The following is a 16569-nucleotide window of genomic DNA, read 5'->3' as shown; positions in this document are numbered from 1 at the left end:
TTGAGACTGATGGCAAGGGCTAAACTGCCTGATGCGCTACGCTTATCAGGCCTACACAGTCCGTGCAATATATTGAATTTGCATGATTTCGTAGGCCGGATAAGGCGTTCACGCCGCATCCGGCATGAACAACGCGCACTTTGCCAACAATATAAAGGGCCGCTTTCGCGGCCCTTCTCACAAAGCATCTTACCGATTACAGCAACGCTTTTGCTTTCGCAACAACGTTTTCAACGGTGAAGCCGAACTCTTCAAACAGTTGCTCTGCCGGTGCAGACTCACCGAAGGTGGTCATGCCGACGATAGCACCGTTCAGGCCAACATACTTGTACCAGTAGTCAGCAATGCCCGCTTCCACAGCTACGCGTGCAGTAACCGCTTTCGGCAGTACGGATTCACGGTAAGCCGCATCCTGCTTGTCGAATGCGTCGGTAGAAGGCATGGAAACCACGCGCGCTTTCACGCCTTCAGCAGTCAGTTTTTCGTAGGCAGCGACAGCCAGCTCAACTTCAGAACCGGTAGCGATGAAAATCAGTTCCGGCTGACCGGCACAGTCTTTCAGCACATAACCACCGCGCGCGATGTTTGCCAGCTGCTCTTCAGTACGTTCCTGCTGCGCCAGGTTCTGACGGGAGAGGATAAGCGCAGTCGGGCCGTCCTGACGCTCAACGCCGTATTTCCACGCTACAGCGGATTCAACCTGGTCACACGGACGCCATGTAGACATGTTCGGGGTCACGCGCAGAGAAGCGACCTGCTCTACCGGCTGGTGAGTCGGGCCATCTTCGCCCAGACCGATGGAGTCGTGGGTGTAAACCATCACCTGACGCTGTTTCATCAGCGCAGCCATACGTACCGCATTACGTGCGTATTCTACGAACATCAGGAAGGTGGAGGTGTACGGCAGGAAGCCACCATGCAGAGAGATACCGTTAGCAATCGCGGTCATACCGAACTCGCGAACACCGTAGTGGATGTAGTTACCGGCAGCATCTTCGTTGATTGCTTTAGAACCAGACCACAGGGTCAGGTTAGACGGAGCCAGGTCAGCGGAGCCGCCGAGGAATTCCGGCAACAGCGGACCAAACGCTTCGATAGCATTCTGAGACGCTTTACGGCTGGCGATTTTCGCCGGATTAGCCTGCAACTTCGCGATGAACTCTTTCGCTTTCGCGTCGAAGTCAGACGGCATTTCGCCTTTCATACGACGGGTAAATTCAGCCGCTTCCTGCGGATAAGCTTTCGCGTAAGCCGCAAACTTCTCATTCCATGCAGATTCTTTCGCCTGGCCTGCTTCTTTCGCATCCCACTGAGCATAGATTTCAGACGGGATTTCGAACGGTGCGTATTTCCAGCCCAGCTGTTCGCGGGTCAACGCGATTTCAGCGTCGCCCAGCGGCGCACCGTGGGAATCGTGCGTACCAGCTTTGTTCGGCGAACCGAAACCGATGATGGTTTTGCACATCAGCAGGGACGGTTTGTCAGTCACTGCGCGCGCTTCTTCAACTGCGCGTTTGATGGATGCCGCGTCATGACCGTCGATGTCGCGAATAACGTGCCAGCCATAGGCTTCGAAACGCATTGCGGTGTCGTCGGTGAACCAGCCTTCAACGTGACCATCAATAGAAATACCGTTGTCATCGTAGAATGCAATCAGTTTACCCAGCTTCAGCGTACCCGCCAGAGAGCAAACTTCGTGGGAGATGCCTTCCATCATGCAGCCGTCGCCCATGAAGGCGTAGGTGTAGTGGTCGACAATGTCGTGGCCCGGACGGTTAAACTGCGCCGCCAGCGTTTTTTCGGCAATCGCCATACCGACTGCGTTGGCAATACCCTGCCCCAGCGGACCGGTGGTGGTTTCCACACCAGCGGTATAACCTACTTCCGGGTGGCCCGGAGTTTTAGAGTGCAGCTGACGGAAGTTTTTCAGTTCTTCCATCGGCAGATCGTAACCGGTGAGGTGCAGCAGGCTGTAGATCAGCATGGAGCCGTGGCCGTTGGACAGCACGAAGCGGTCACGGTCAGCCCAGGACGGATTCTGCGGGTTGTGTTTCAGGAAATCACGCCACAGGACTTCGGCAATGTCAGCCATACCCATAGGGGCACCCGGGTGACCGGATTTGGCTTTCTGTACTGCGTCCATGCTCAGCGCACGAATAGCATTGGCAAGCTCTTTACGTGAGGACATTTTGACTCCAGATCGGATGATGAAGGGCACGCCCTTAACGACTTGACGACAGCGCGTTTTGGGCTACGCCGGAAAATTTGCCAACAATTTACCGCAAGCCGCGCGTCATGTACATGGAACATCCTTTTGCCGCTTCAGAAATCTCTGGATCATGCTCGCATGTTGCGCAATCTGCTCGCCCGTCCGCTGCGCTTTTCCTTATACTCAGGATGAGCGTCGATTCACCTGCAAACGGCGCATTTTTAGAATAATCCTGACCTTGTGCGGAAGAGAAAACATGAAAATTCGCGCCTTATTGGTAGCAATGAGCGTGGCAACGGTACTGACCGGTTGCCAGAATATGGACTCCAGTGGACTGCTCTCATCAGGAGCGGAAGCTTTTCAGGCCTACAGTTTGAGTGATGCGCAGGTGAAAGCCCTGAGCGATCAGGCCTGTCCGGAGATGGACAGCAAGGCGACGATTGCGCCAGCCAATAGCGAATATGCTAAGCGACTGACCACCATTGCTAACGCGCTAGGCGACAATATCAACGGTCAGCCGGTGAACTACAAAGTATATATGGCGAAGGATGTGAATGCGTTTGCGATGGCGAACGGCTGTATCCGCGTTTATAGCGGCCTGATGGATATGATGACCGATAACGAAGTCGAGGCGGTGATCGGTCACGAAATGGGGCACGTGGCGTTAGGCCATGTGAAGAAAGGGATGCAGGTGGCACTTGGTACAAATGCCGTGCGAGTAGCTGCGGCCTCTGCGGGCGGGATTGTCGGCAGTTTGTCACAATCACAACTCGGTGATCTGGGCGAGAAGTTAGTCAATTCGCAATTCTCCCAGCGCCAAGAAGCAGAAGCGGATGATTATTCCTACGATTTGTTGCGCCAACGCGGCATCAGCCCGGCAGGTCTCGCCACCAGCTTTGAAAAACTGGCGAAACTGGAAGAAGGTCGCCAAAGCTCAATGTTTGACGACCATCCGGCATCCGCCGAACGCGCCCAGCATATTCGCGATCGTATGAGCGCGGATGGGGTTAAGTAAGGTTCGGGGGTGCCTAACGTAGGTCAGATAAGGCGTTCACGCCGCATCCGACATGAATGGCACATGCGTTACACCGTGCGCATTGCCGGATGCGATGCTGACGCATCTTATCCGGCCTACGGGTGATGAGCGTAAGCAGGATAAGGTGCTTACTCGCCCTTTTTCGCCGCCTGAATATAGAGCATCTCCAGCGCCAGCGTTGCCGCAGCCAGCGCGGTGATTTCCGACTGATCGTATGCCGGAGCCACTTCCACAACGTCCATCCCAACAATGTTGAGATCTTTCAGGCCGCGTACCAGTTTAATGGCGCGATCGGAGGTCAGGCCGCCAATTACCGGGGTACCGGTGCCTGGTGCAAAAGCAGGGTCCAGGCAGTCGATATCAAAAGTCAGATAAACCGGCATATCACCCACAATCTGTTTCACCTGGGCGATAACATCATCCACGCTGCGATCGTTCACCTGGCAGGCGTCCAGCACGGTAAAGCCGTTGTCTTTATCAAACTCGGTACGAATACCAATTTGCACGGAATGATTCGGGTCAATCAGACCTTCTTTCGGCGCGGTATAGAACATCGTGCCGTGGTCAAATTCACAACCGTTAGCGTAGGTATCGGTGTGGGCGTCAAAGTGTACCAGCGCCATTTTGCCGAAATGTTTCGCATGAGCGCGCAGCAGCGGCAGCGTGACAAAGTGGTCACCACCGAAGGAGAGCATACGTTTACCGGCAGCCAGCAGTTTCTCTGCGTGCGCCTGCAATTTCTCGCTCATCTCACGGGCATCGCCGAAGGCATATACCAGATCGCCGCAGTCCACGACGTTCAGGCGCTCGCGCATGTCGAAATTCCACGGGAAACGGTTGTGTTCCCAGGCCAGGTTAGTTGATACCTGACGGATAGCCGCCGGACCGTGACGACCACCCGCACGACCAGAAGTGGCCATATCGAACGGCACGCCGGTAATCACCCAGTCAGCATCGCTGTCATACGGCTGGAAGTTCATCGGCAGGCGTAAAAAACCAAAGGCGTTGGAAACCAGTGAGTTATCGTATTGATGCCCTAAGGTGCTCATGGATGGACTCCTCTTACAAAGTCGATATAAAAAAACCCTTCCGCGTCGTTAGGCCCGACGAGGAAGGGTTGGATTTGCGAAACACAAGTTTACGCTAATTATCGCCTTAAATGGGCGAGGCATCAAGCGAGGTTGCTATTTACGACACGGTGGCGGCGCATAGCCATTGTTGTCAGCCGGAAAGGCTTGTCCAGAGCACGGCGGCAGCGCGCTTTTCGCCGAGCCTTGCAATTCAAAGGCGGCAAAGCCGATCACCCCGGTATTACGCACATCGCCTTGCGCCGAATTGGCGGCGTAGGAATCTGCAACATTGGCGAACTGAAAAGCCGCTTCGGTATGTTTATCTTTGCGGAATCCTTTAATCGCTAACGAATCACCAGCGTTCACAATATAGCCATTGTTATTCAACGAACCTTGTTTACCATTCAGAACATCCAGGCCATCAACCGTAGCAACGATCTCGTAGTTAGTGTTCCGGCTGTAGTTACGGACATATAATTGATAATTCATCCCCACTCTGGCATGAACAATATATCGCGGTTCATTATTTGATGAATCATAAACTCGCGTAATAGGTAGAGAATTAAAATTCGCATCACGAATAGCATATTCCAGTTCGTTAATACGAATGCTATAAACACGGTCGTAGCCGGAAGGAATATTTGTCGAATAATTAATAACGATCATCTCTGCCGGATCGCGCCAGGCTCGCTCAGCAGATACGCCCTGAACCGTTGAGTGCACATCCCCACCCCAGGCGGTGCCGACATTGCCCGATGCACTGCTATTATACTGCGCATTACTGGAACAACCGGCCAGCAGCACGACTAATGCTATCAACGCGCTACGTACTTTCCATTTTTTCATAACCGTTCCCTCTATTTAATTAATACAGCGATTGTAGGGAGATTATTTAATAAGAAAAGCAGCTAAATTATTTTTAAGAATATATAAAAAGAAAGCGGACCGATTTACGTAAATAAATCGACCCGCCAGCAGAATAATCTTAATTATTCATCTTCAAGATAGGTATAACCGTACAAACCTGCCTCGAACTCTTCAAGGAACTGTTGTTGCAGTTCAGCATCAAGATCGGTTTTCTTCACCTGATCGCGGAACTGAGTTAACAGCGTTTTCGGATCGAGCTGCACATATTGCAGCATATCCGCAACGGTATCGCCTTCGTCAGACAGTTCCACTTCTACACTACCGTCAGGGAAGACGAACACGTCAACCGCTTCGGTATCACCGAACAGGTTGTGCATGTTGCCGAGGATCTCCTGATAGGCACCGACCATAAAGAAACCGAGCATCGGCGGATTCTCTGGATCGTACTCCGGCATTGGCATTGTCGTGGCAATACCGTCACCATCGATATAGTGGTCGATAGCACCGTCAGAGTCACAGGTGATATCCAGCAGCACAGCGCGACGTTCCGGCACTTGATCCAACCCTTCAAGCGGCAGAACCGGGAACAACTGGTCGATCCCCCAGGCATCCGGCATTGACTGGAACAGCGAGAAGTTGACGTACATTTTGTCCGCCATACGTTCCTGCAATTCGTCGATAATCGGACGATGAGCGCGGTTTTGCGGATCCAGCTGCTTCTGCACTTCATGGCACATGCTCAGATAGAGCTGTTCCGCCCATGCACGTTCTTGCAGGCTAAAGGTGCCGGAAGAGTATCCAATATGAATATCGTGCAGATCCATCTGGCTGTCGTGCAACCATTCACGCAGAGAACGGCGAGTCCCCGGTTCGTGCATTTCCTGCCAGGTTTCCCACATGCTTTGCAGTGCGCGCGGCGCATCTTCTGCGGGCGCGGTCGGCACCGTGTATTCATTACGTTCCACGCCGATGATATTAGACACCAGCACGGTGTGATGCGCAGTCACCGCACGACCCGATTCGGTGATCACCGTCGGATGCGGCAGGCCGTTTTCTTCACAAGCATCGCCAATCGCCCAAATGATGTTGTTGGCGTATTCATTGAGGCCATAGTTCACCGAACAATCGGACTGCGAACGGGTGCCTTCATAATCCACGCCCAGGCCGCCGCCGACGTCAAAGCACTGAATATTGACGCCGAGCTTGTGAAGCTCAACATAGAAGCGTGCAGATTCCCGAACGCCGGTGGCGATATCGCGAATATTCGCCATCTGCGAACCGAGGTGGAAGTGCAGCAGTTGCAGGCTGTCGAGACGTCCGGCTTCACGTAGCGTTTCAACCAGTTGCAGTACCTGAGTTGCTGCCAGACCGAACTTCGATTTTTCCCCGCCAGAAGACTGCCATTTGCCAGAACCTTGTGAGGCCAGACGCGCACGCACACCCAGACGCGGAACAACGTTCAGGCGTTCAGCTTCATCCAGCACAATGGCGATTTCCGACATCTTCTCAATAACCAGATAGACCTTATGGCCCATCTTCTCGCCAATTAGCGCCAGGCGGATATATTCGCGGTCTTTATAACCGTTACAGACGATGACGCTACGGGTCATGCCCGCATGAGCCAGCACCGCCATCAACTCGGCTTTGGAACCTGCTTCCAGTCCCAGCGGTTCACCAGAATGAATCAGAGACTCAATCACGCGGCGATGCTGGTTAACTTTAATCGGATAAACGAGGAAGTAGTCACCGTTATAACCGTAGGATTCCCGCGCACGTTTAAACGCAGCATTAATGGAACGCAAACGGTGCTGGAGGATCTGCGGGAAGCAGAACAGTGCTGGCAGGCGCTGCCCCTGCGCTTCGCGGGTTTTCACCAACTGCGCGAGATCGACGCGAGCTTCCGGGACGTCCGGGTCCGGGCACACGCTGATGTGACCCAGCTCGTTAACGTCATAGTAGTTATTGCCCCACCAGGCAATATTGTAAGTACGCAGCATCTTGCTGGCTTCCTGGGAGCTCATTGCAACCTCCTGCATGGAGCGTAGTACACCGTGTTCGCCCGCTGACGAAGGCAAACTCATAGACATGTCGTCAGACATAGCGAACCTCAAATTATTTTATTAAGTGTAAAACAGTTAACCACTATCGCAGCCTGAAACTGCGATAACAACCCATAAGCACACGGATTTTCCAGCAGCGTATGCTGACGCTCCGACTGCGCAACCGGTTTCTTTTTCATAACATTATTAAACACATAACCGAACGTAAGTGTGACAGTTCGGCGAAACCACGAGAAAACTCTTGTTTTTTACAAGAGCGCCCTTGTTCAGTCTTCAGTAACTGTTGCCAGCTCTTGAATCCTGAGAAGCGCCGAGATGGGTATAACATCGGCAGGTATGCAATGCAGAGATGCAGAATGCGGGGAACGAATCTACACCAGAACGGTGCGACAGATTAAGCAGCAGACAACGATTCATTATTTCGTATCACCTCCACGGCCGCCTGCGAAGACGAACCAACAAGCTAAAACACTGATTTCAACCCGGCTGGAAGTGGCAACACGAAAGAAACGTCGTGTGCTTTTTATTTAAGCCGCGCGCCGCGTTTTATACCCCACAATGGCAGAAAATTGCAAAAGATAAATGCGCAGAATGCCAGCATTGTCAGGAAAAATTTCCAGCTACGTTTTTAGCAGAATGAGACACGATTCAAAAAAAAGTGGAAATTGGGTGAAGAAGTGACCTAAAATAGCCGTCCAGATGTTAATCCATCCATACTGATTAACACTCAGACTGCCAGTGTTTTTAATCTGCAGAGTCGTGGTAGGATCCGCTACCACAGAAAATCCACACAACAGTTTGAGCTAACTAAATTCTCTTTTGGTGATATTAAATATGGCAAAACACCTTTTTACGTCCGAGTCCGTCTCTGAAGGGCATCCTGACAAAATTGCTGACCAAATCTCTGATGCTGTTTTAGATGCGATCCTCGAACAGGATCCGAAAGCACGCGTTGCTTGCGAAACCTACGTAAAAACCGGCATGGTCTTAGTTGGCGGTGAAATCACCACCAGCGCCTGGGTAGACATCGAAGAGATCACCCGTAACACCGTTCGCGAAATTGGCTATGTGCATTCCGACATGGGCTTTGACGCTAACTCCTGTGCGGTTCTGAGCGCCATCGGCAAACAGTCTCCTGACATCAACCAGGGTGTTGACCGTGCCGATCCGCTGGAACAGGGCGCGGGCGACCAGGGTCTGATGTTTGGTTACGCAACCAATGAAACCGACGTGCTGATGCCAGCACCAATCACCTATGCACACCGTCTGGTACAGCGCCAGGCTGAAGTGCGTAAAAACGGCACTCTGCCGTGGCTGCGCCCGGACGCGAAAAGCCAGGTTACTTTCCAGTATGACGACGGCAAAATCGTCGGCATCGATGCTGTAGTGCTTTCCACCCAGCATTCTGAAGAGATCGACCAGAAATCCCTGCAAGAAGCGGTGATGGAAGAGATCATCAAGCCGATTCTGCCCGCTGAATGGCTGACTTCCGCAACCAAATTCTTCATCAACCCGACCGGACGTTTTGTTATCGGCGGCCCGATGGGTGACTGCGGTCTGACTGGTCGCAAAATCATCGTCGATACTTACGGCGGCATGGCACGTCACGGTGGCGGCGCATTCTCTGGTAAAGATCCATCAAAAGTGGACCGCTCCGCAGCCTACGCAGCACGTTATGTAGCGAAAAACATCGTTGCTGCAGGTCTGGCCGATCGTTGTGAAATTCAGGTTTCCTACGCGATCGGCGTGGCAGAACCGACCTCCATCATGGTCGAAACTTTCGGTACTGAGAAAGTACCTTCTGAACAGCTGACCCTGCTGGTACGTGAGTTCTTCGACCTGCGTCCATACGGTCTGATTCAGATGCTGGATCTGCTGCATCCAATCTACAAAGAAACCGCAGCATACGGTCACTTTGGTCGCGAACATTTCCCATGGGAAAAAACCGACAAAGCGCAACTGCTGCGCGATGCAGCCGGTCTGAAATAATCTTTTATCCCTGCTTTCAAAGGCCAGCCTCGTGCTGGCCTTTTTCTTTTCTAAAAAAATGCCCGATGCACTACGCTTATCAGTCCTACAAACTCCAAACGTAGTTATTCACGCCGCATCCGGCAAAAAGCCGCCACACGATAGTAACTTTCCATTGCTGAACACGTTTACCCGCAAATTATCACCATTACTGAAACCGATTACACCAACCACGAAGAGCAAACATTCACAGTATTTTCATCTTGTGATTCATTTTTCATAACTGTTACATTTCTTTTCAGCAAAGTCTTAATTGCAGATAACTATGTTTAATCTATGATGATATAAATCAATTGTTTTCATGCACTTAAATTATAACCACTATAAATGCCAGTGTAAGCGATTACACTGATGTGATTTGCCTCACATCTTTTTACGTCGTACTCACCTATCTTAATTCACAATAAAAAATAACATATTGGAGGGCATCATGCCTGACGCTAAAAAACAGGGGCGGTCAAACAAGGCAATGACGTTTTTCGTCTGCTTCCTTGCCGCTCTGGCAGGATTACTCTTTGGCCTGGATATCGGTGTAATTGCTGGCGCACTGCCGTTTATTGCAGATGAATTCCAGATTACCTCGCACACGCAAGAATGGGTCGTAAGCTCCATGATGTTTGGTGCGGCAGTCGGTGCGGTAGGCAGTGGCTGGCTCTCTTTTAAACTCGGGCGCAAAAAGAGCCTGATGATCGGCGCAATCCTGTTTGTTGCCGGTTCGCTGTTTTCTGCGGCTGCGCCGAACGTTGAAGTATTGATTCTTTCCCGCGTTCTGCTGGGGCTGGCGGTGGGTGTTGCCTCTTATACCGCGCCGCTTTACCTCTCTGAAATTGCACCGGAAAAAATTCGCGGCAGTATGATCTCGATGTATCAGCTGATGATTACCATCGGCATCCTCGGTGCTTATCTTTCTGATACCGCCTTCAGCTACACCGGCGCATGGCGCTGGATGCTGGGTGTGATTATCATCCCGGCAATTCTGCTGCTGATTGGTGTCTTCTTCCTGCCAGACAGCCCACGCTGGTTTGCCGCCAAACGTCGCTTTGTTGATGCCGAACGCGTGCTGCTGCGCCTGCGCGACACCAGCGCAGAAGCGAAACGCGAACTGGATGAAATCCGTGAAAGTTTGCAGGTTAAACAGAGTGGTTGGGCGCTGTTTAAAGAGAACAGCAACTTCCGTCGCGCGGTGTTCCTTGGCGTACTGTTGCAGGTGATGCAGCAATTCACCGGGATGAACGTCATCATGTATTACGCACCGAAAATATTCGAACTGGCAGGTTATACCAACACCACCGAGCAAATGTGGGGGACGGTGATCGTCGGCCTGACCAACGTACTCGCCACCTTTATCGCTATCGGCCTTGTTGACCGCTGGGGACGTAAACCAACGCTGACGCTGGGTTTCCTCGTCATGGCTGCGGGCATGGGCGTACTCGGCACAATGATGCATATCGGTATTCACTCACCGTCGGCGCAGTATTTCGCTATCGCCATGTTGCTGATGTTTATTGTCGGTTTTGCGATGAGCGCCGGTCCGCTGATTTGGGTACTGTGCTCCGAAATTCAGCCGTTGAAAGGCCGCGATTTTGGCATCACCTGCTCCACCGCCACCAACTGGATTGCCAACATGATCGTCGGCGCAACGTTCCTGACCATGCTCAACACGCTAGGCAACGCCAACACCTTCTGGGTGTATGCGGCTCTGAACGTGCTGTTTATCCTGCTGACGCTGTGGCTGGTGCCGGAAACCAAACACGTTTCGCTGGAACATATTGAACGTAATCTGATGAAAGGTCGTAAACTGCGCGAAATCGGCGCTCACGATTAATCTCCTCAGGCTTCCTCCCGTCGCGGAGGAAGCCGCCTCTTGCAGTCATCTTTTCTTCGCTTTATCCTCAGCCGCTATGAAAACTTCCCGTCTCCCTATCGCCATCCAACAGGCCGTTATGCGTCGCCTGCGGGAAAAACTCGCCCAGGCCAACCTGAAGCTGGGGCGTAATTACCCGGAGCCAAAAATTTCGTACACCCAGCGTGGTACATCCGCCGGAACGGCATGGCTGGACAGCTATGAAATTCGCCTCAATCCGGTTTTGCTGATGGAAAACAGCGAGGCTTTTATAGAAGAAGTCGTACCGCACGAGCTGGCGCATTTACTGGTCTGGAAACACTTCGGTCGCGTGGCGCCGCATGGAAAAGAGTGGAAGTGGATGATGGAAAACGTGCTGGGCGTTCCCGCCCGCCGCACGCATCAGTTTGAGCTACAATCCGTGCGCCGCAACACCTTCCCTTACCGCTGTAAATGCCAGGAGCATCAGCTTACCGTACGCCGCCATAATCGCGTGGTGCGTGGAGAGGCCGTCTATCGCTGCGTTCACTGCGGTGAACAACTGGTTGCCCAATAACCAGTAGAACTATCAGGAATTTTACTGATCTGGCTGATTGCATACCAAAACAACTTTCGCTACGTTGCTCGCTCGTTTTAACACGGAGTAAGTGATGTACCGTAATTTGTCTGTGGCTGCGGTGGTACTGAGCGCAGCATTATCCGGCACGGCGTTAGCCGAAGGCATCAATAGTTTTTCCCAGGCGAAAACAGCAGCGGTAAAAGTCTACGCTGATGTGCCGGGAACATTTTACTGCGGATGTAAAATCAACTGGCAGGGTAAAAAAGGCGTCGTGGATCTGGAGTCGTGCGGATACCAGGTGCGCAAAAATGAAAACCGCGCCAGCCGCGTAGAGTGGGAACATGTGGTTCCTGCCTGGCAGTTCGGCCACCAGCGTCAGTGCTGGCAGGAAGGCGGTCGTAAAAACTGCGCCAAAGATCCGGTTTATCGCCAAATGGAAAGCGATATGCATAACCTTCAGCCCGCGATAGGCGAAGTGAACGGCGATCGCGGCAATTTTATGTATAGTCAGTGGAACGGCGGCGAAGGGCAGTACGGGCAGTGCGCCATGAAGGTGGATTTCAAAGAAAAAGTGGCTGAACCGCCAGCTCATGCCCGTGGTTCCATTGCGCGGATTTACTTCTACATGCGCGACCAGTACAACCTGACACTCTCACGCCAACAAACGCAGTTGTTTAACGCCTGGAACAAAATGTATCCGGTCACCGACTGGGAGTGTGAGCGTGACGAACGTATTGCGAAGATGCAAGGCAATCATAACCCGTATGTGCAACGCGCTTGCCAGGCGCGAAAGAGCTAACCTACACTAGCGGGATTCTTTTTGTTAACCCCTACCCCACGCGGACAACCGCGTGGGGAGACGACGCGGATTTTTAACCATGCGTATCCCCCGCATTTATCATCCAGAACCACTTATCAGCAACTCTCACATTGCGCTTTGCGAAGATGCAGCCAACCATATCGGACGTGTGCTGCGTATGGGACCTGGACAGGCGTTGCAATTGTTTGACGGCAGCAACCAAGTCTTTGACGCAGAAATTACCAGCGCCAGCAAAAAAAGTGTCGAAGTAAAAGTGCTGGAAGGTCAGCTCGACGATCGTGAATCCCCGTTGCATATTCATCTCGGTCAGGTGATGTCGCGCGGTGAAAAAATGGAATTTACTATCCAGAAATCGATCGAACTTGGAGTAAGCCTCATTACGCCACTTTTTTCTGAACGCTGCGGCGTTAAACTGGATAGCGAACGTCTGAACAAGAAGCTCCAGCAGTGGCAGAAAATTGCAATTGCCGCCTGCGAGCAGTGTGGTCGTAATCGGGTGCCGGAAATCCGTCCGGCGATGGATCTGGAAGCCTGGTGTGCAGAGCAGGATGAAGGGCTGAAACTGAATCTTCACCCGCGCGCCAGTAACAGTATCAACACGTTGCCGTTGCCGGTCGAACGCGTCCGCCTGCTGATTGGCCCGGAAGGCGGTTTGTCGGCAGATGAAATTGCCATGACTGCCCGCTATCAATTTACTGATATCCTGTTGGGACCTCGCGTTTTGCGTACAGAGACAACTGCGCTCACCGCCATAACTGCGCTACAAGTACGTTTTGGCGATCTGGGCTAACGGAGAAGAATAATGATCAAGCTCGGCATCGTGATGGACCCCATCGCAAGCATCAACATCAAGAAAGATTCCAGCTTCGCTATGTTGCTGGAAGCACAACGTCGTGGTTACGAACTTCACTATATGGAGATGGCCGATCTCTATTTGATTAACGGTGAAGCCCGTGCTCATACGCGTACTCTGAGCGTTGAACAAAACTACGATAAATGGTACGAGTTTACGGGAGAGCAGGATCTGCCACTGGCCGATCTCGACGTGATCCTGATGCGTAAAGATCCGCCGTTTGATACCGAGTTTATCTACGCCACTTACATTCTGGAACGTGCCGAAGAGAAAGGTACGCTGATCGTTAACAAGCCGCAGAGCTTGCGCGACTGTAACGAAAAACTGTTTACCGCCTGGTTCTCTGACTTAACACCGGAAACGCTGGTCACGCGCAATAAAGCACAGTTGAAAGCGTTCTGGGAAAAACATACCGACATCATCCTTAAGCCGCTGGACGGTATGGGCGGTGCGTCTATTTTCCGGGTGAAAGAGGGCGATCCGAACCTCGGCGTAATAGCCGAAACCCTGACTGAACACGGCACGCGCTACTGCATGGCGCAGAATTATCTGCCTGCCATTAAAGATGGCGACAAGCGCGTGCTGGTCGTCGATGGCGAGCCAGTGCCGTACTGTCTGGCACGTATTCCACAAGGTGGCGAAACCCGTGGCAATCTGGCTGCCGGTGGTCGTGGCGAACCTCGTCCGCTAACTGAAAGTGACTGGAAAATCGCACGCCAGGTCGGGCCGACGCTGAAAGAAAAAGGGCTTATCTTTGTTGGCCTGGATATTATCGGCGACCGTCTGACTGAAATTAACGTCACCAGCCCAACCTGTATTCGTGAGATTGAAGCAGAGTTTCCGGTCTCGATCACCGGAATGTTAATGGATGCCATCGAAGCACGTTTACAGCAGCAATAACCCCGCTTAACGAGAGGGAACTCGTTGAGACTCTGAGTGACAGCGCCCTTCTTTCCACGCATACTGGGCGCTGTTGCTTTTTTGAACCAGGAAACAGAACCTCTGACAATGAATTTACAGCATCACTTTCTTATTGCCATGCCTGCTCTCCAGGATCCGATTTTTCGTCGTTCCGTGGTCTACATTTGCGAACATAATACCAATGGCGCAATGGGGATCATCGTCAACAAGCCACTGGAAAATCTCAAAATTGAAGGGATTCTGGAAAAGCTGAAGATCACGCCGGAGCCGCGTGATGAATCAATCCGTCTGGACAAACCGGTTATGCTTGGCGGCCCGCTGGCTGAAGATCGCGGGTTTATTTTGCATACTCCACCATCAAATTTTGCTTCCAGTATTCGCATTTCAGACAACACGGTGATGACCACCTCCCGTGATGTACTTGAAACGCTCGGCACCGATAAACAACCGTCTGACGTATTGGTGGCGCTGGGTTACGCCTCCTGGGATAAAGGCCAGCTGGAACAAGAGATTCTCGACAACGCCTGGCTAACCGCCCCGGCAGATCTGAATATTCTGTTCAAAACGCCGATTGCCGACCGCTGGCGCGATGCGGCAAGACTGATTGGTGTTGATATTCTCACTATGCCTGGTGTGGCGGGGCACGCCTGATGAGCGGAACCTTACTCGCCTTCGATTTCGGCACTAAAAGCATTGGCGTGGCGGTAGGTCAACGCATTACCGGCACCGCTCGCCCTTTGCCTGCAATTAAAGCGCAGGACGGTACGCCGGACTGGAACCTTATTGAACGTTTACTGAAAGAGTGGCAGCCGGACGAAATCATCGTCGGTTTGCCGCTGAATATGGACGGCACCGAACAGCCATTAACCGCCAGGGCGCGTAAATTCGCCAACCGTATTCATGGTCGTTTCGGTGTTGAAGTAAAGCTACATGACGAGCGCCTTAGCACCGTAGAAGCGCGTTCCGGGCTTTTTGAACAAGGTGGTTACCGGGCGCTCAACAAAGGTAAAGTCGACTCTGCCTCTGCGGTTATCATTCTCGAAAGTTATTTCGAGCAGGGTTATTAAGGCGATTTATAAGCCTGGCGAATTGTCATTACCGTCATCTTGCCGGATGCGGCGTAAACGCCTTATCCAGCCTACATGTGGCAACGTCTGTAGGTCTGATAAGACGCGTTAGCGTCGCATCAGACGTTTATTACCGGATGCAGCGTGAACGCCTTATTCAGCCTACATGTGGCAACGTCTGTAGGTCTGATAAGCGTAGCGCATCAGGCATATTTACGATGCTAATCAGACACTATAACGTCACAGGCGCCCTTCCCCCACCCGCTGCTGACAACTCTGCTGAAAAGTTAACATCCCCACCTGCTGCCCGGTTTGAATAACATGTGGCAACTGGTGGGTTTTCCCTTCGCGAATCAAATTCCCCACCGCAGGCGTGTTAATCAATAATTCAAACAGCGCCACGCGCCCTTCCTGCTTATCCACTTCCAGCTTTTGTGACAACACCGCCCGTAAACTCCCCGCCAGTTGATTACGCACGGGATCTTTTTCCTGCGCCGGAAATGAATCCACCAGCCGCTCAACGGCCTGCGCCGCACCGCGCGTATGTAAGGTCGCCAGCACCAGATGTCCGGTTTCTGCCGCCGTCAGCGCCAGACGTATTGTCTCGCTGTCACGCAGCTCTCCGAGCAATATCACATCGGGATCTTCCCGCAATGCGGCACGCAATCCCGATGCGAACGTCATACAGTGCAAACCGATTTCTCGCTGCTGGATCAAACATCGCTGGCTGGCATAGAGATATTCAACAGGATCTTCCAGCGTCAGAATATGCGCATCGACATTTTGATTGAGATAGCCAACCATCGCCGCCAGCGTGGTAGATTTGCCACTCCCCGTCGCCCCCGTCACCAGAATCAGGCCATTCTCGCTCTTGAGTAATTCCGGCAATACCGGTGGTGCGCCAAGCTGTTCGAGCTGCGGGCAGTGCGAAGGCAACAGCCGTAACGCCAGCGAAATGCCTTGCCGTTGCGCGAATGCGCTGCCGCGCAATCGCTGGTTTTCCGCCAGCGACACGGCAAAATCCAGCTGACCATTTTCCAGCAATATTGCCCGCTGATCGTCATCCAGCCACTCCCGCAGTAGCCCTTCGACGTCCGGCGCGTCAAACGGTGCAGCTTCCATTCTGCCGCGAATGCGCCATCGTGCGGGCCAGGCGCTGCACAGGTGTAGATCCGAGACGTTATGCTTTACACTAAGGGCCACAATTTCTTCCATATTCATACTAAGATCCTCGGA

Annotated in this window: 16 protein-coding genes and 1 pseudogene; 9 read left to right on the top strand and 8 right to left on the bottom strand. The window is 52.4% G+C overall.

Features of this window, described 5'->3' with window-relative positions; translation table 11 throughout:
• Nucleotides 1-196: 196 nt before the first annotated feature.
• Entirely contained in the window at nucleotides 197-2188 is a 1992-nt protein-coding gene (gene tkt, locus C3D30_RS03015) for a transketolase (RefSeq protein ID WP_000098617.1), read from the bottom strand.
• A 277-nt stretch (nucleotides 2189-2465) separates the two neighbouring features.
• Between tkt and loiP the strand changes: the two genes are divergently transcribed.
• The gene (loiP, locus tag C3D30_RS03010; protein ID WP_105286446.1) at nucleotides 2466-3224 is read left to right on the top strand and encodes a metalloprotease LoiP; all 759 of its coding nucleotides are present in this window, start codon (nucleotides 2466-2468) and stop codon (nucleotides 3222-3224) included.
• 149 nt (nucleotides 3225-3373) lie between these two features.
• Here loiP and speB read toward each other — a convergent pair whose 3' ends face one another.
• The 6 genes and pseudogenes from speB to C3D30_RS20695 form a co-directional block, all read right to left on the bottom strand.
• Nucleotides 3374-4294 (bottom strand): agmatinase, encoded by a 921-nt coding sequence (gene speB / locus C3D30_RS03005; protein WP_000105566.1) that lies wholly within the window; start codon nucleotides 4292-4294, stop codon nucleotides 3374-3376.
• Between the two features lie 135 nt (nucleotides 4295-4429).
• On the bottom strand, nucleotides 4430-5161 hold the full coding sequence (locus C3D30_RS03000; RefSeq protein ID WP_105286445.1) for a hypothetical protein: 732 nt from the start codon (nucleotides 5159-5161) through the stop codon (nucleotides 4430-4432).
• Nucleotides 5162-5304: 143 nt separating this feature from the next.
• Entirely contained in the window at nucleotides 5305-7281 is a 1977-nt protein-coding gene (gene speA, locus C3D30_RS02995) for a biosynthetic arginine decarboxylase (RefSeq protein WP_010347927.1), read from the bottom strand.
• An 8-nt stretch (nucleotides 7282-7289) separates the two neighbouring features.
• Entirely contained in the window at nucleotides 7290-7421 is a 132-nt protein-coding gene (gene yqgB / locus C3D30_RS02990) for an acid stress response protein YqgB (protein WP_001338822.1), read from the bottom strand.
• 94 nt (nucleotides 7422-7515) lie between these two features.
• On the bottom strand, nucleotides 7516-7659 hold the full coding sequence (yqgG, locus tag C3D30_RS20700; protein WP_272941840.1) for a small protein YqgG: 144 nt from the start codon (nucleotides 7657-7659) through the stop codon (nucleotides 7516-7518).
• A 110-nt stretch (nucleotides 7660-7769) separates the two neighbouring features.
• Nucleotides 7770-8021, bottom strand: a pseudogene (locus C3D30_RS20695) (hypothetical protein).
• 55 nt (nucleotides 8022-8076) lie between these two features.
• On the opposite strand from C3D30_RS20695, the gene metK reads away from it, so the two are divergent.
• From metK to ruvX, 8 genes are all read left to right on the top strand, one after another.
• Nucleotides 8077-9231, top strand: a complete 1155-nt coding sequence (metK, locus tag C3D30_RS02975; RefSeq protein WP_001062128.1) for a methionine adenosyltransferase — start codon at nucleotides 8077-8079, stop codon at nucleotides 9229-9231.
• 469 nt (nucleotides 9232-9700) lie between these two features.
• A complete protein-coding gene (gene galP, locus C3D30_RS02970; RefSeq protein WP_001112301.1) occupies nucleotides 9701-11095 on the top strand; it encodes a galactose/proton symporter in 1395 nt (464 codons plus the stop codon).
• A gap of 76 nt (nucleotides 11096-11171) precedes the next feature.
• Nucleotides 11172-11669 (top strand): SprT family zinc-dependent metalloprotease, encoded by a 498-nt coding sequence (locus C3D30_RS02965; protein WP_000858392.1) that lies wholly within the window; start codon nucleotides 11172-11174, stop codon nucleotides 11667-11669.
• 94 nt (nucleotides 11670-11763) lie between these two features.
• Nucleotides 11764-12471, top strand: a complete 708-nt coding sequence (endA, locus tag C3D30_RS02960; protein ID WP_000286197.1) for a deoxyribonuclease I — start codon at nucleotides 11764-11766, stop codon at nucleotides 12469-12471.
• A gap of 79 nt (nucleotides 12472-12550) precedes the next feature.
• Entirely contained in the window at nucleotides 12551-13282 is a 732-nt protein-coding gene (rsmE, locus tag C3D30_RS02955) for a 16S rRNA (uracil(1498)-N(3))-methyltransferase (protein WP_010350368.1), read from the top strand.
• Nucleotides 13283-13294: 12 nt separating this feature from the next.
• Nucleotides 13295-14245 (top strand): glutathione synthase, encoded by a 951-nt coding sequence (gene gshB, locus C3D30_RS02950; protein WP_000593295.1) that lies wholly within the window; start codon nucleotides 13295-13297, stop codon nucleotides 14243-14245.
• Nucleotides 14246-14353: 108 nt separating this feature from the next.
• Nucleotides 14354-14917, top strand: a complete 564-nt coding sequence (locus C3D30_RS02945; protein WP_010354528.1) for a YqgE/AlgH family protein — start codon at nucleotides 14354-14356, stop codon at nucleotides 14915-14917.
• Entirely contained in the window at nucleotides 14917-15333 is a 417-nt protein-coding gene (ruvX, locus tag C3D30_RS02940; protein WP_000017111.1) for a Holliday junction resolvase RuvX, read from the top strand. Before C3D30_RS02945 ends, ruvX begins: the two co-directional genes overlap by 1 nt.
• A 240-nt stretch (nucleotides 15334-15573) precedes the next feature.
• Here ruvX and C3D30_RS02935 read toward each other — a convergent pair whose 3' ends face one another.
• Nucleotides 15574-16554: a PilT/PilU family type 4a pilus ATPase gene (locus tag C3D30_RS02935; RefSeq protein WP_105286444.1), complete on the bottom strand. Its 981-nt coding sequence runs from the start codon at nucleotides 16552-16554 to the stop codon at nucleotides 15574-15576.
• Nucleotides 16555-16569 lie beyond the last annotated feature (15 nt).

Source organism: Escherichia sp. MOD1-EC5433, assembly GCF_002966005.1.
In the GTDB taxonomy this organism is placed as follows: domain Bacteria; phylum Pseudomonadota; class Gammaproteobacteria; order Enterobacterales; family Enterobacteriaceae; genus Escherichia; species Escherichia ruysiae.
The sequence above is the reverse complement of the archived record's forward strand: the minus strand, read 5'-3'. Positions and strand labels throughout refer to the sequence as shown.

What these genes read in the sequence shown, in the direction of transcription:
- metK (WP_001062128.1), top strand. Translation starts at nt 8,077, where the DNA reads ATGGCAAAACACCTTTTTACGTCCGAGTCCGTCTCTGAAGGGCATCCT.
- C3D30_RS02945 (WP_010354528.1), top strand. Translation starts at nt 14,354, where the DNA reads ATGAATTTACAGCATCACTTTCTTATTGCCATGCCTGCTCTCCAGGAT.
- C3D30_RS02935 (WP_105286444.1), bottom strand. Translation starts at nt 16,554, where the DNA reads ATGAATATGGAAGAAATTGTGGCCCTTAGTGTAAAGCATAACGTCTCG.
- endA (WP_000286197.1), top strand. Translation starts at nt 11,764, where the DNA reads ATGTACCGTAATTTGTCTGTGGCTGCGGTGGTACTGAGCGCAGCATTA.
- yqgG (WP_272941840.1), bottom strand. Translation starts at nt 7,659, where the DNA reads ATGAATCGTTGTCTGCTGCTTAATCTGTCGCACCGTTCTGGTGTAGAT.
- loiP (WP_105286446.1), top strand. Translation starts at nt 2,466, where the DNA reads ATGAAAATTCGCGCCTTATTGGTAGCAATGAGCGTGGCAACGGTACTG.
- gshB (WP_000593295.1), top strand. Translation starts at nt 13,295, where the DNA reads ATGATCAAGCTCGGCATCGTGATGGACCCCATCGCAAGCATCAACATC.
- C3D30_RS03000 (WP_105286445.1), bottom strand. Translation starts at nt 5,161, where the DNA reads ATGAAAAAATGGAAAGTACGTAGCGCGTTGATAGCATTAGTCGTGCTG.
- rsmE (WP_010350368.1), top strand. Translation starts at nt 12,551, where the DNA reads ATGCGTATCCCCCGCATTTATCATCCAGAACCACTTATCAGCAACTCT.
- tkt (WP_000098617.1), bottom strand. Translation starts at nt 2,188, where the DNA reads ATGTCCTCACGTAAAGAGCTTGCCAATGCTATTCGTGCGCTGAGCATG.
- speA (WP_010347927.1), bottom strand. Translation starts at nt 7,281, where the DNA reads ATGTCTGACGACATGTCTATGAGTTTGCCTTCGTCAGCGGGCGAACAC.
- speB (WP_000105566.1), bottom strand. Translation starts at nt 4,294, where the DNA reads ATGAGCACCTTAGGGCATCAATACGATAACTCACTGGTTTCCAACGCC.
- galP (WP_001112301.1), top strand. Translation starts at nt 9,701, where the DNA reads ATGCCTGACGCTAAAAAACAGGGGCGGTCAAACAAGGCAATGACGTTT.
- yqgB (WP_001338822.1), bottom strand. Translation starts at nt 7,421, where the DNA reads ATGAAAAAGAAACCGGTTGCGCAGTCGGAGCGTCAGCATACGCTGCTG.
- ruvX (WP_000017111.1), top strand. Translation starts at nt 14,917, where the DNA reads ATGAGCGGAACCTTACTCGCCTTCGATTTCGGCACTAAAAGCATTGGC.
- C3D30_RS02965 (WP_000858392.1), top strand. Translation starts at nt 11,172, where the DNA reads ATGAAAACTTCCCGTCTCCCTATCGCCATCCAACAGGCCGTTATGCGT.